This window comes from Hypericibacter terrae, from assembly GCF_008728855.1.
Taxonomy (GTDB): Bacteria; Pseudomonadota; Alphaproteobacteria; order Dongiales; family Dongiaceae; genus Hypericibacter; species Hypericibacter terrae.
This window is the reverse complement of record NZ_CP042906.1, coordinates 5,421,251-5,435,140: the sequence shown is the minus strand read 5'-3', so window position 1 is coordinate 5,435,140 and position 13,890 is coordinate 5,421,251. Positions and strand designations below refer to the sequence as shown.

Below are 13,890 nucleotides of genomic sequence, written 5' to 3'. Positions count from 1 at the left end.
GGGGCGAGGAGTAATTTTCACGGGAGGGGTGAGCGCGCTCGATCGCCGACGCTCTACTTCGCCATGCCCTCATAGATGAGCCGGCCGATCTGGTCATAGACGGCGGGCTTGGCGGTTTTCAGATAGAGGGCGAAGGCGATGCCGGCCACCAGCACGGCGATCACGATCGGCAGGATCCAGTTGGCAAAGGCGAAGCCGCCGCCCAGGAAGTCGATATTCGCGAACAGGAGATAGACGATATAGACCTGGGCGAGGAAGGCGATCAGCGGCGCCACCAGCGTGCTGAACCAGTGCGCGTCGGCCGTGTGGTTCCTGCGGAAATAGACGATCACCGCCACGCAGACCAGGGCCTGCGCGATCATGACCAGCGCCGTGCCGAGCAGCGCCATCAGGCCATAGAGCATCAGATAGGCCTGCTGGGTCGCGTCGTTGGTGCCGGCGAAGATCGCGAACAGCAGCACGATGACGGCCGCGATCACGGACTGCGTGAAGGAGGCGACATAGGGGCTCCTGTAGTGCGTGTGGGTCTTGCCGAGGGCCACCGGCAGGGCCCGCTCGCGGCCGAGCGAGTAGAGATAGCGCGCGGCCGTGTTGTGGAAGGCCATGCCGCAGGCGAAGGAGCCGGTGAGGATCAGCCAGCTCATGATCTGCTCGGCCCAGCCGCCGATGAATTGCGCGGCCGGCTGCAGATAGAACATCGCCGAGTTGGTCTGGGCCTGGGTGATGGCATCGTCGAGCGTCGGATAGGCCGAGACCGCGGCCCAGCTGGTGATGGTGTAGAAGATGCCGAGCCCGACCACGGAGATATAGAGCGAGCGCGGCACGATGCGCTTGGGGTCGCGCGATTCTTCGCCATAGTTGGGCGCCATCTCGAATCCGACCCAGGACCAGAACGCGAAGAAGAGTCCGATCGCGGCCGCACCCGCCGCGAGATCGGTGCCAGCCGCGTTCTTATGCGCCGCGAATCCGATGAAGGCGTTGGCGGGATTGACGGCGGCGCCCGAGACCATCGCGTTCGGGCTGGTGAAGATACCGGCATCGAAGATGATGAGGATCGCCACCTCGCCGATGAGGGCTGCACCGAGAATGATGGTCGAGAGCTTCACGTCGAAGAAGGTCAGGACCGCGATCAGCGCGACCATGAAGAGCGCGAACCAGTGCCAGCCGATATTGGCGCCGGTCAGCTCCATCACCTTGGCGTTGGCGAAGAAGGCGAAGCCGCCGCAGAGCGAGGCCTCGAACACCGAATAGGCGACGACCGAGCCGAAGCCCAGGGCCATGCCGAGCTCGCGGCCGAGGCCGTGGCTGATGAAGGAATAGAACCCGCCGGTCGCCGTGACCTTGCGGGCCATTGCGGCGAATCCCACCGAGAATAGCAGCAGGATGACGGTGGCGACCGCGAAGGAGGCGGGGGCGCCGATGCCGTTGCCATAGCCGACGCCGATCGGAACGTTGAAGAGCATGGCCGAGATCGGCGCGGCGCCGGTCACCGTGAGGAAGAGCACGCCCGGCAACCCCACCGCCTTGTTGTGCAGCATGTGGAGATCCTGGCGTTGCGTGATTTCGTAGGCCCCCTTGGCGCCGATGGCACCGGAGGGTTTCGCTCCTTGAGCCGTCATGGACTTCTCCCGCGATCGTTCTTCTGGTTGCAGCTCGCCTTTGCTGGCGGCCGTCCGTGCCTGGAGAACTCTCGATCGATCCGCGCTGGCTCTGATGGCCCCCTGAAGCGAAGCGACCGATCTCAGTGCTGCCGAGCGGCCCGCCTTGTTGCCGGCGAGCTGGACGCTGGGGCCTTCAAGCCTATGCCAGCGTCATCCGATCCTACCAAGCCTCCGGCGCATCGCGGGTCCGGCGATCATTACAGTTCGTTCACGGTAAAGGCAGGGCCGGGAATCCGCGCGCGGAGAGAGTCAGGAACGGTGCCCTATGGGGCGCCGGTTTCGCTCCCGGCGCGGGCGCGGCGGACCAGCAGAATGAAGGCATAGCCGCCCAGCAACAGGATCGCGGCGCCCACCGTCGAGACGGTGCCCAGCACCGGGACGCCGGGCGTATAGCCCGCCACCATCTTCGCATACATGTATTCCGGCACGGTGGTGTCGGCGCCGTCGGTATAGAGCGAGAGCGGGAAATTCCCCCAGCTCAAGAGGAACGCGAACAGCGCGCCGGAGAAGAGGCCGGGCCAGAGCACCGGGAGCGTCACCTCCCGCAAGACCTGCCAGCGGCTGGCGCCGAGATCGAAGGCGGCCTCCTCGAGCGCGGGATCGAAGCTATAGACCTGGATCGAGATGACGAGCGTCACAACCGGCACGACCCAGACCAGATGCGCGAAGACGGCGGTCTTCCAGGAGGTCTCGATGCCGAGCGCGCTGAACCAGAGCAGGAGCGCCAGCCCCAGCACCGATTGCGGAAAGAAGATCGGGAGCAGCACGATCTTCTGGTAGATCGAGCGACCGCGCCAATCATAGCGGGCGAAGGCCAAGGCCGCGAAGAATCCCAGCACCACCGAGATCGCGGTCACGATGAGGGCGATGGTGATGGAGGTCGAGAGCAATGCGCGGACTTCCAGCGAGGCGAAGGTCTTGCCCCACCAGGCGAGGCCCCATTTGGTGATCGGGAAATTGAAATAGCGGCTCGAGGTCAGCGAGGCCAGCAGGCCGCAGACGGCCGGCATATAGAGGAAGGCCACGATCGCCACCGTCCAGGCGGCGATCAAGGCGTGCGACCAGCGCTTGCCGCGTTCGATCGTCATCAGCGGCGCCCCAGGATGCGGTCGAGATCGAAGCGCCGCAGCACGGCCAGGACCAGCGCGCCGACGATCAGGATCAGCATCACCGAGATGCCCGCACCCAGGGGCCAGTTCTGCGCATAGGTGAAGGCGATCTCGATGTCGTGGGTCACGGGAATGACCGACTGGCCGCCCAGCACCTTGGCCTCCGCGATGGCGCCCACCGCCAGCACGAAGCTGAGCAGGCTGCCGATGATGATGCCAGGCATGGCGAGCGGCAGCTCGACCTCGCGGAAGATCTGCAGGCGCGAGGCCCCCAGATCGTTGGCGGCATCGACCAGGTCGCGCGGCACCATCGAGACGCCCAGCGTCATCGGGAACAGCATGAAGGGCAGATAGACATAGACCATGCCGAAGATGATCGTGACCGGCTGGAACAGGATGCTCTCCAGCTCGATGCCGAAAAGGGACTTGATGCTGCCAAGCAGCACGCCGCCCTTGATGAAGAACAGCACCCAGCCATAGAGCCGCACATTCTCCGAGACGAAGAGCGGCAGCACCATCACCAGCGTCACCAGATTGGCCCAGCGGCCGAAGGTCTTGGCGAGGCCATAGGCGACCGGATAGCAGATCGCGATCAGGATCGTGACGGTGACCACCGCCATGCCGAGCGACCAGAGGAAGGAGGTGTAGTAGGTCTCCTCGAAGATGACGCGGTAGTTCTCGAGGGTCGGCCATTGCCAGACCGAGAAGCTGCGCGGCGGCATGAAGCTGAAGGCGATGATCGTCAGCAGCGGGGCCACGAAGCCCAACAGCAGCAGCAACAGGACCGGCAGCGAATGGCGCCGTCCCGCGGCCGCGACCCAGCGCCAGAGGCTGGCGCCGGTACCGCCCTGGGGTGGCTCGATCCGGCTGGCGCTGTCCACGAGCTGCGCCATCAGTCGGCCACCAGGATGCTGTCCTTGGCGTTCCAGCCGACGACGACATCTTCGTCGAGCCTGGCGCGGAAGGGCCGCTGGCGCAGCCGCTCCAGCAGGAACACATGGCCGGCGACCCGGACCTGGTACTGGATGCGCGAGCCCAGCTCATATTCGTTATAGAGCTTGCCGGTGAGGCGGTTCTCGACCTCTTCGCCGTCGCCGGCGAAGCGCATGAATTCGGGCCGGATCACCAGATAGCCCTGGCGGAATCCGGCCGGCATCGCGCCGATGGAGAAGCTGGTCTTGAAGGTGTCGGAGACGAGCCTGCCGCCCTCGCCGAGGCGCACATCGAACAGATTGACCTCGCCCATGAACTCCGAGACGAACTTGTCCTTGGGCGTCGTATAGATCTCGTTGGGCGTGCCGACCTGAACCAGCTTGCCGGCACGCATCACGCCGATGCGGTCGCTCATCACCATCGCCTCCTCGAGGCTGTGGGTGATGTAGATGAAGGTCTTGCCGGTCTCGCGATGGATGTCCTTCAGCTCCTTCTCGAGCGTCTTGCGCAGCTTGTAGTCGATCGCCGAGAGCGGTTCGTCGAAGAACAGGATCTGCGGGTCATAGGCGAGCGCGCGGGCCAGCGCCACGCGCTGGCGCTCGCCACCCGAGCATTTGGTGACGCTCTTGCCGTAGTAATTCTCCGGCAGGCGCAGCTGGCGCATGAGCTGGAGGCAGCGCTCGCGTCGCGCGGCCGGTGCTTGCCCTCGGATCTTCAGCGGGAACTCGATATTCTCGCCGACCGTCCGGTGCGGGAAGAGGGCCAGCGACTGGAACACCATGCAGGTGGGCCGCTTGTTCGCCGGCACGTCGTTGATGCGCTCGCCCTTGAGCAGGATGTCGCCGCCGGTCGGCGACTCCATCCCCGCCAGCATGCGCAGCAAGGTGGTCTTTCCGCTGCCCGACGGGCCGACGATGGTGAAGAACTCGCCTTCGCGGACCTGGAGGTCGATGTGATCGACGGCCGTCAGCCCGCCGAACTGCTTGGTCACGCCCTTGAGATCGAGGATCGACGGCCGTATCACGCCTCATACCTCTTCAGAAATGCCATCAAAAGCAGGGGGCGCCGACCCGGTGGGACGGCGCCCCGCTATTGTCGAACCGATCAGCCGCCCGAAGCCTCGCGCTTGGCGGCCGTCATGATGTCGAGCAGCTTGTCGTAATCGGGAACGATATCGTACTCGATCGAGGCGTTCATTTCCTCTTCCAGCGAATCCCACTGGATCGCATCGAGCTCTTCCTTGGTGAAGAGCTTGAAGCAATCCGGGTTCGCCATCTGCGCCACCGGGTTGAAGGTGCCCTCGGCGAAGGCAACGGTATGCGCGACCTCGGGATGCTGCACATATTCGAGGAACTGCGTCGCCAGCGGCGAGAGCTGCGGGTTGTTCACGGTCGAGGTCACCTCGATCCAGCTCACCCCGCCCTTGCCGCCGGCCATCGGGCCCTTCTTGGGCGTGACGCCGCGGATGTTGAGATTGCCGTCCGCGCGCGCCGGCGAGGCCGAATAGGTGCCGCCGGTCATGTGGAAATTGATCTCGCCCGAGATCAGCGCCTGGTTCATCGTGGCGATGTCGCCAACGACCTTGGCGCCCTTGAAGACGCGCTTGGCTGCCTCGGTGAATTTCGCCACCTCGGCGTCGTTATGCTCGCGGAACGGATCGAAGCCTGCGATCAGGCAGATGTTGAACACGTTCCAATCGTCGGATTCGAGCACGCCATATTTGCCGGCATTGGCGGCGTCGTTCCACAGATCCCAGCCCTGATCCTCGGCTGTGGCGCGGCTCACCTTGTCCGTGTTGACGACGAAGCTGTAGGGGCCGAAGCGCTGGCACATGCCCAGGAGCTCCTTGCCGTCGTCGCTCATCGCCCAGCGATAGGGCGGCTTGAAGGCCGGCATCATCTTGTCGAAATAGGGCTCGAACCTGGCGCGATCGAGCGGCTTGATCAGCTTCTCCGGGTACATGATTTTTCGTGCCCAGGGATTATTCACATTGATCAGGTCCCACACATTGGTCTCGCCCGCGCGCAGGCGGTTGATCATGGTGGGATCGTTGGTGAGGGATTCCGCCTTCACCGTCGCGCCCTTCGACTGGCGGAAGGGATCGAGCACCTGGGCCGAGTTGTAGCCCTCCCAGCACAGGATGTTCAGCTCGGTCTCCCGCGCGGCCCAGGCCTTGCGGCCGAGCGCCGATCCGGCGGCGAGGGCAACGGCTCCGGCGCCTGCCGTTTTCAGTAAGTCCCGGCGCGAAAATTGCTTCGTCATGCCTCTGTTCCTCCCTGAGGGCCGGCCCTTGAGCGGTCCGGCTTTGTTACCTTGCGCATTGAAATGCCAGTCGAATTCCAGCTCGCGCGGACACGCTTCCCTGCTGCCGGAACCGGCACGCCTGCGAGTCCAGGGAGAAGCTAGCCTCCGCCCGCCATTTTCACAATCGAAGATAAACCGATCCACCATTTGCGATATAGAAAATGGCATCCGGCCGGACCCACCCGTCTTCCAGGACCCATCCGCTACCGACGATGCCCATGATTGCCGCGTCCGGCAACCGGTGACTTGACCCAACCGGGTGCAAATTTGACAGAAGCGAACCCGCGCCCAGGAAAGGCTCCCTCGGCCGCGCGCCTTGCGGGCAGGCTGCCCGGTAGCGTGATCAGCCTGGCGGCCAGGAGAGGGGCTTGGGCCGACTGGCGAGGCGGGGACCGGGCGCCGGGGCCCCCGAGATTTCACGCACCAGCTTGGCGAGCAGCGTCTCGCGGAAACTGGAAAGTCCGTCAGCCTCCGTGACGAAAGCACCCGGTCCGCCGATCACATGATTGGCGAAATGGGTCGCCAGGGGGATGCCGTTGGAAAAGGCGCTTTCGTCATGCGAGTCGATGGCGACCGCATTGATGGTGATGCCCGCCGCGACGGCCGCGTCGCGCGCGACATCCACCTTGGGGGCGCCGACGTCGGGGCCGTCGCCCGAGACATCGATCACGCGGCGGGTGCCCTCGTAATTATTGGTCTGGATCAGCCGCGTCGCCAGCACCACCCCTGCGCCGATCGAGTTGAAGCCCTGCGCGCGCCGCGGCGCGTGCAGCAGGGCGTCGGCGAAGGCTTGCGCCGAGCCGGCGTCGCGGATCACCTGCCAGTCGACCACCAGATCGGTCGAGAAGCTGCCGGCCCATTCGATGTAGGCGACGGCGACGGCGCCATGGGCCCCTTCGCAGATGACGTCGAGCACCCGGGGATCGGTGATCGCGTCGGCATAGCCCTGACGTTGCAGCTGCAGCTCGTCGGCATCGATCGAGCCCGAGGCGTCGCCCGCCAGCACCAGCTCGAGATCGACCGGCTCTCCGGCCTGCGCCACCGTGGCGACGGCCGCGCTCAGCAGCAGCCCGAGTAGGAGGTCACGCGCGCGGCCCATGGAGGTGGCAATCCACCAGATGCGGATCGCCGGCCTGGCCCACATCGGTCGTCACCGGACGTTCGGTGCGGCAGCGATCGAAAACCTTGGGGCAGCGGGGATGGAAGGGGCAGCCGGGCGGCGGCGATTCCGGATTGGGCACGTCGCCGCTCAAGATGATGCGCTGGCGGCGGCGATCGGCGTCGGGCTCGGGGATGGCGGAGATCAGCGCCTCGGTATAGGGGTGGGCCGGCTCGCGATAGAGGCGGCGGCGCTCCGCCAGCTCGACCAGGCGGCCCAGATACATGACCGCGACCCGGTCGGAGATATGCTCGACCACCGCCAGGTCATGCGAGATGAAGACATAGGCGAGATTGAGTCGGGATTTGAGCTCGGCCAGCAGATTGAGCACCTGCGACTGGATCGATACGTCGAGCGCCGAAACCGGCTCGTCGGCGACGATGAGCTTGGGCTCGAGCGCGATCGCGCGGGCGATGCCGATGCGCTGGCGTTGGCCGCCCGAGAATTCGTGCGGGTAACGGCGCGCGGCGTCGGGCTCGAGACCGACCAGGGTCAGCAGCTCCTCGACCTTGCGCCGCCGCGAGGCCCGGTCGCCGATGCGATGGATGACGAGAGGCTCGGCGATGCTGGACCCCACCGAGAAGCGCGGGTCGAGCGAGGCATAGGGGTCCTGGAAGATGAGCTGCATCTGGCGCCGGCGCAGCCGCAAGGCGCCGGGCCGCAACGCCAGCAGATCTTCGCCCTCGAAGCGGATGCTGCCTGCATCGGGCTCGTGCAGCCGCAGCATCAGCCGCCCCAGGGTCGATTTCCCGGAGCCCGATTCCCCGACGATGCCCAGGGTCTCGCCGGGCTGGAGGGCGAGGGTGACGCCGTCGACCGCGCGCACCGAGCCCTTGCCGTCGCGCGATTTGAAATGCTTGACCACGCCCTCGAGCTCGAGCAGCGGCGTCTTCGCTTGCGGCGCGGGCCGGGCGGCGGTCGCGGTCATGGCACCGGGTTGAAACAGGCGGCGCGGTGGCCGGCCGCGATCGCCGCCAGCATCGGCGTTTCCGCGCGGCAGCGGCTTTGCACGCGGGCACAGCGATCGGCGAAGTTGCAGCCGATGCCGCGCTTGCGGGGCGGCGGCACGCTGCCGGGAATGGTCGGGAGGCGCGCGGCCGTCTCTCCCAGCTTCGGGCGGGAGGCCAGGAGGCCCGCGGTATAGGGATGAGAGGCATGGGCGAAGAGTGCGCGCGCCGGCGCCTCCTCGACGATGCGGCCCGCATACATGACGATGACGCGGTCGCAGAGCTCCGAGACCACGCCCAGATCATGTGTGATCAGCAGCAGGGCCATGCCGGTTTCCGCGCGCAACCGGCGCAGCAGGTCGAGGATCTGCGCCTGGATAGTGACGTCCAGCGCGGTGGTCGGCTCGTCGGCGATCAGGAGCTTGGGTCCGCAGGCGATCGCCATTGCGATCATGACACGCTGGCGCAGGCCGCCGGAGAGCTGATGCGGATATTGCGCCAGCCGGCGCTCGGGCGCGCCGACGCCGACCTGGGTCAGGAGCCGCGCGGCCTCGGCCCAGGCCTGCTCGCGATCCAGCCCGCGATGGAGCGTCAGGACCTCGGCGATCTGGTAGCCGACCGTGAAGGTCGGATTGAGGCTCGTCATCGGCTCCTGGAAGATCATGCCGATGCGATCGCCGCGCAGCGCGCGCATCTTCGCTTCCGAGAGGGCAAGGAGATCCTGCCCTTCAAAGCGGATCGCGCCGCCTTCGATCACGGCCGGCGGTGTCGGCAGCAGGCGCATCACCGACATGGCGGTGACGCTTTTGCCGCAACCGGATTCGCCGACGAGGCCGACCGCCTCGCCCGCATCGATCGAGAGCGAGATGCCGTCGACGACGCGAGCCTGGCCGTCCTCGCCGCGAAAGGCGAGGGTGAGGCCCTCGACCGACAGAAGCGGCGAGGGCACTGGGCTCATTCGAAGACGGCGCGCGGGAAGTAGAAGGAGACCACCCAGTTCGGCTGATCGACGATCTCGCTGATCTTCAGATCGCCGGCGACGCTGCAGAGCATGTAGGCGTCGACCGCCGAGAGATTGTGGCGGCGGCAGAGCAGATCGACCATGCCCTTGACCGCATCGCGCGCTCCGGTGAAGAGGTCGGTGCCGATACCGGTGGTGGCGTCCCAGCCCCTCTTCCCCCGCGGATCCTCGCCGCGATGAGGGATGAAGTAGCGCGGGTAGGCGAGCTTCGCATCCTTCACCAGGTCGAACTTCAGCCCGATATCCATCTGGCTTTCGATCGCGGTGCCGCAGACCTCGCCATCGCCCTGCGCCGCATGGGTGTCGCCGACCGAGAACAACCCGCCCGCCACCTCGACCGGCAGCCAGAGCTCGGTGCCCTCCGCCATGTCGCGGATATCCATGTTGCCCCCGACGCGCCGCGGCGGGACCACGCTGTGATGGCCGGCCTCGCCCGGCGCCAGGCCGATCGTGCCGCAGAAGGGGCGCAAGGGGATGCGCGCACCGGCGCTGAAGCTGGCCGGGCTGCCGAGACCCTTCTCATATTTCCACACATGCAGCGCCGGATCCTTGAACTGGTCGGCCAGGAGCCCGAAGCCCGGGATGTTGGCGGTCCAGCCCCAGCCCGAGGCGCTATAGCCGAGGATGGTGACCTTGATCGCGTCGCCCGGCTCGGCGTCGGCGATGTAGATCGGCCCCGAGACCGGATTGATCTTGCCGAAATCGAGCTTGGCGATGTCGGCGACGGTGGCGTTGGGCGAGAGCTGCCCGCCCGAGGAATCGGTGGTCTTGAACTCGACCGTGTCGCCCGAGGCGATCATGAGGCGCGGATTGAAGCTGTTGTCCCAGCCGAAATGATGGTGGGACTTGTGGATGGTGTGGTTGCAGCCGAGCGTCATGACGAAGCCTCCCTCTCGTGATCCGCCGTTCGGATGTTGCGGCGGTTGTGATGGGCTTGAGCGGAAATCCCGGCGGGCGGCGGCCCCATCGGCTCGGCCGCCCGCCAGGGTCAGGCTACTGCGCGTCGGTCGCGAAGATGTAGTCGTAATTGACCGGAATGTGGATCGGCTCGACGAAGAGCTGCGGATCGCCGCCCACCCGCGGGCTGTGCATGGTGTAGCGGGTCTCGTTCATGATCGGGACCCAGGGCGCGTCCTTCATCACGTCGGCGAAGATCGCGGCCCAGGCCTTGTTGCGGTCGTCGGCCTTGGCCGGATCGGTCATGGCGTCGGCGGCGCTGGCGCGCTTGTCGAGGTCCGGGTTGCAGTACCAGGACCAGTTCCAGCCGCCGGCGATGGCGCCCGAGCAGCCCAGGATCACGCTGTAGAAGTTGGACGGATCCGGGAAGTCGGCGATCCAGGCGAGACCGCCCGACCAGACCATCGGCGCCTGGCCGTCGGTGCCGCCCGCGGTGATGACCTCGGCCTGGGCCAGCGCCTTGATCTCGGCCTTGATGCCGACCGCCGCCAGATCCTGCTGGATCGCCTGGGCGATGCGCGGCTGCGGGTCGGTGTTCATCACATAAAGCTCGGTCGAGAAGCCGTTGGCGAGGCCGGCTTCGGCCAGCAGCTTCTTGGCCTGCGCCGGATCGTAGGGATAGCCCTTGTAGTTCGGGTCATAGCCCGGCATGGCCGGCGGCAGCACCTGATTGGCGACCTTGGCGCGGCCGTTCAGGATCTGAACGATGCGGTCCTTGTTGATCGCCATGTTGATCGCCTGGCGCACCCGCACATCGTCGAGCGGCTTCATTTTGACGTTGAGGGCGACATAGCCCGTATGGAGCTGCTCGCCCGCGACGAAGAGTTCCTTGTTGGCGGGATCGCTCGTCACCTGCACGAACTGCGCCGGCGGGATGCCGTCGCCGAGGATGTCGACCTCGCCCTTCTGCAGCCGCAGGAGATTCACGGTCGGCTCCTGGCCGATCTCGAAGGTGATCTTGTCGAGATAGGGGACGCCCTTCTTGTTGTAGTCCTGGAACCGCTCGAGCGTGAGGTTCTGGCCCAGATTCCACTCGACGAACTTGAAGGCGCCGGTGCCGACCGGATGATGGCCGAAATCGGCGCCATACTTTTCGACCTCTTCCTTCGGCACGACATAGGAGAAGTTCATCGCGACGATATGGAGGAAGGCGGCGTTGGGCGCGGTGAGCTTGATGACGACGGTCTTGTCGTCGGGCGTGGTGATGCCCGAGAGCGTCGTGGCCTTGCCGCCCGCGACATCGTCATAGCCGGCGATGTTGCTGAAATAGCCCGCACCCGGGCTCTGCGTCGCGGGATTGACCGCGCGCTCGATCGAATATTTGACGTCGCCGGCCGTCATGGCGCGGCCGTTATGGAACTTCACGCCGTCGCGCAGCTTGAAGGTGTAGGTCAGGCCGTCGGGCGAGATGTCGAAGCTCTCCGCCAGGTCGGGGGTGAGCTTGGTCGTGCCGGGCTCGTAATCCATCAGGCCGTCGAAGATGCTCTTGATGATCGACCAGTTCTGCCAGTCATAGCCCACCGCCGGATCGAGCGTGGAGATGTCGTCCTTGTAGGTGATGATGATGGCCCCGCCCTGCTTGGGCGCGGCCAGGACCGGCAGGCTCGACAGCAGCAGCGCTGCGGCCGCGGCGATGAAAAGTCGCTTCATGGGTTGTTTTCTCCTCCCTGAGTGCATGTTCGACGGTGTCGGGCTCTTGGTTGCAGCCCTTGGCGCGTTTCTTGCGGAAATTCCGCCGTTGCGCGCCCGATCCCCGGCAATGGCGGGCATTGTCAGCGCAACCGGATACGGGGGTCAATCAGCGGCGTGATCAAATCCGCGACAAGATTGCCGATCACGATCCCCACCGCAGCCACCAGGGTGACGCCCATGATGATGGGGATGTCGATGCGCTGGATCCCCATCCAGGCGAGCTGTCCGATGCCGGGCCAGCCATAGACCGATTCCACCACCACGGCCCCGCTCATGAATATGCCGACATCGAGCCCGATCATGGCGATGATCGGCAGCACGGCGTTGCGGAAGGCATGGACCAGCACGACCTTGGCGGGGCCGAGCCCCTTGGCCCTGGCGGTGCGCACATAGTCCTGGCGCAGCACATCCACCATCGAGGAGCGCATCATGCGCGCATACCAGCCGCCGCCGGCGATCCCCAGCGTCAGGGCCGGCAGGATCAGATGGCCCAGCGTGCCGTAGCCGCCCATGGGAAAGAGGCTGAGCAGGTTCGAGAAGATGTAGAGCAGCAGCAGCCCGACCACGAATTGCGGCGCGGACACGCCGGCGAAGCTCAGCATCATGATCCAGCGGTCGGCCGGACGGCCTCGTCTCGTGGCCGCGAAGATGCCGGCCGGAATGCCGATCAGGAGCTCGAAGAAGATGGCGCCCGCCATCAGCAGCAGGGTCGCCGGCAGGCGGCTCAAGACCAAATCGGAGACTTGCGTCTTCTGCACATAGGAGCGCCCGAGATCGCCCTGGGCGAGGCGCATCACATAGCGCGCATATTGCTCCGGCACCGAGCGGTCGAGCCCGAGCTGCTGGCGGATGTTCTCGACCGTCTGCGCGGTCGCATTGCGGCCGGCGATCATGCGCACCGGATCGGCGGGAATGAGAAAGGTCAGGCCGAAAGTGACGATGGTGATGCCGATCAGGATCGCGAAGGATCCGGCCAGGCGGCGCGAGAGATAGCCCCACATCAGCCGCGCCCCCGCTGCGTCGGATCGAGCACGTCGCGCAAGGCATCGCCCACCAGATTGAAGGCGAGCGCCACCAGCAGGATCGCGGCCCCTGGAAAGAAGACCAGCCAGGGCGCCGACAGGAAATAGGACTGGCTCTCGAAGATGATGCCGCCCCAGGACGGCGTGGGCGGGCGCACGCCGACGCCGAGGAAGGAGAGGGTCGCCTCGAGCAGCACGGTGGTGGCGATGCCGAGCGTGGCATAGACCAGGACCGTCGGCACCAGATGCGGCAGGATGTGGCGGAAGAGGATGCGTGCCGGTGCCGCCCCCAGCGCGCGCGTGGCCTCGATATAGTCGCGCTGCACCAGGGCCCGGGTCTCGGTATAGACCACGCGCGCGATCTGCACCCAGTTCACCATCGCGATCACCATCGCCACGATCCAGAGCGAGGGCGCGAAGATGGCGGCCAGCGCGATCGCCAGCAGCAAGGCCGGGAACGCCATCATCAGATCGGTGAAGCGCATGATCGCGGTCGAGAGCCAGCCCTGGACGAAACCGGCCGTGGCGCCCAGCAGCGCGCCGACGACGACCGCGACGCCATTGGCGGCGACGCCGATGATGAGCGAGGTGCGGGCGCCATAGATCAGCCGCGACAACAGGTCCCGCCCGAGGAGATCGGTGCCGAGCAGGAAATGGGCGCTGGGGGGCAGCGGCGACCCCTCGAGCGTCAACCCGTCGAAGAACTGCTCGGCCGGATCGAACGGCGCCACCCAGGGCGCCAGGGCCGCCACCAGGACGGTGACGGCAATGACGACCAGTCCCGCCAGGGCGAGTTTATCGCGCCTGAAGCGCCGCCAAGCCTCGTTCATGTTGCTTAACCCGGGACCGCCCTCGAAAGCCCGCCTTCGCCGAACGAACCAGGACGACCGGCCGGCGGCAACGCGGCGACCGATGCTAACCCCTCGGTTCCGCAGGTCAATCGGTTGTGGATACCCGGACGGGGGATGCGCCGGCCTCGTGACGACGCATTGGCGCCAAGATCCGTCGACCCTTGTAACCCTTCTGACAATGGGGTTAGGCTTGCATAAGTGGTCGGGCAATCAATCATCCGCCCGCCCTGCAAA

General features: G+C 66.0%; 12 protein-coding genes. All 12 read right to left on the bottom strand.

All coding sequences use genetic code 11. The annotated features are described in order from the left end of the window. Nucleotides 1–53: 53 nt before the first annotated feature. Nucleotides 54–1,619: an APC family permease gene (locus FRZ44_RS24850; RefSeq protein ID WP_151179715.1), complete on the bottom strand. Its 1,566-nt coding sequence runs from the start codon at nt 1,617–1,619 to the stop codon at nt 54–56. Between the two features lie 305 nt (nt 1,620–1,924). Further along, the gene (locus FRZ44_RS24845; RefSeq protein ID WP_151179714.1) at nt 1,925–2,749 is read right to left on the bottom strand and encodes an ABC transporter permease; all 825 of its coding nucleotides are present in this window, start codon (nt 2,747–2,749) and stop codon (nt 1,925–1,927) included. Next, a complete protein-coding gene (locus FRZ44_RS24840) occupies nt 2,749–3,663 on the bottom strand; it encodes an ABC transporter permease (RefSeq protein ID WP_151179713.1) in 915 nt (304 codons plus the stop codon). The genes FRZ44_RS24845 and FRZ44_RS24840 overlap by 1 nt, the downstream gene beginning before the upstream one ends. Next, entirely contained in the window at nt 3,663–4,727 is a 1,065-nt protein-coding gene (locus tag FRZ44_RS24835; RefSeq protein ID WP_151179712.1) for an ABC transporter ATP-binding protein, read from the bottom strand. Before FRZ44_RS24835 ends, FRZ44_RS24840 begins: the two co-directional genes overlap by 1 nt. A gap of 80 nt (nt 4,728–4,807) precedes the next feature. Continuing rightward, nucleotides 4,808–5,965 (bottom strand): ABC transporter substrate-binding protein, encoded by a 1,158-nt coding sequence (locus FRZ44_RS24830; protein ID WP_151179711.1) that lies wholly within the window; start codon nt 5,963–5,965, stop codon nt 4,808–4,810. Between the two features lie 385 nt (nt 5,966–6,350). After that, nucleotides 6,351–7,106 (bottom strand): DUF1194 domain-containing protein, encoded by a 756-nt coding sequence (locus FRZ44_RS24825; protein WP_151179710.1) that lies wholly within the window; start codon nt 7,104–7,106, stop codon nt 6,351–6,353. Then, on the bottom strand, nt 7,090–8,094 hold the full coding sequence (locus FRZ44_RS24820) for an ABC transporter ATP-binding protein (protein ID WP_151179709.1): 1,005 nt from the start codon (nt 8,092–8,094) through the stop codon (nt 7,090–7,092). The genes FRZ44_RS24825 and FRZ44_RS24820 overlap by 17 nt, the downstream gene beginning before the upstream one ends. Further along, entirely contained in the window at nt 8,091–9,071 is a 981-nt protein-coding gene (locus tag FRZ44_RS24815) for an ABC transporter ATP-binding protein (RefSeq protein WP_151179708.1), read from the bottom strand. The genes FRZ44_RS24820 and FRZ44_RS24815 overlap by 4 nt, the downstream gene beginning before the upstream one ends. Next, the gene (locus FRZ44_RS24810; RefSeq protein ID WP_151179707.1) at nt 9,068–10,012 is read right to left on the bottom strand and encodes an acetamidase/formamidase family protein; all 945 of its coding nucleotides are present in this window, start codon (nt 10,010–10,012) and stop codon (nt 9,068–9,070) included. The genes FRZ44_RS24815 and FRZ44_RS24810 overlap by 4 nt, the downstream gene beginning before the upstream one ends. A 115-nt stretch (nt 10,013–10,127) precedes the next feature. Beyond that, nucleotides 10,128–11,741: an ABC transporter substrate-binding protein gene (locus FRZ44_RS24805; RefSeq protein ID WP_151179706.1), complete on the bottom strand. Its 1,614-nt coding sequence runs from the start codon at nt 11,739–11,741 to the stop codon at nt 10,128–10,130. A 122-nt stretch (nt 11,742–11,863) separates the two neighbouring features. Beyond that, nucleotides 11,864–12,784, bottom strand: coding sequence for an ABC transporter permease (locus FRZ44_RS24800; RefSeq protein WP_151179705.1), 921 nt, complete (start codon nt 12,782–12,784; stop codon nt 11,864–11,866). Continuing rightward, a complete protein-coding gene (locus tag FRZ44_RS24795) occupies nt 12,784–13,635 on the bottom strand; it encodes an ABC transporter permease (RefSeq protein ID WP_151179704.1) in 852 nt (283 codons plus the stop codon). The genes FRZ44_RS24800 and FRZ44_RS24795 overlap by 1 nt, the downstream gene beginning before the upstream one ends. Nucleotides 13,636–13,890 lie beyond the last annotated feature (255 nt).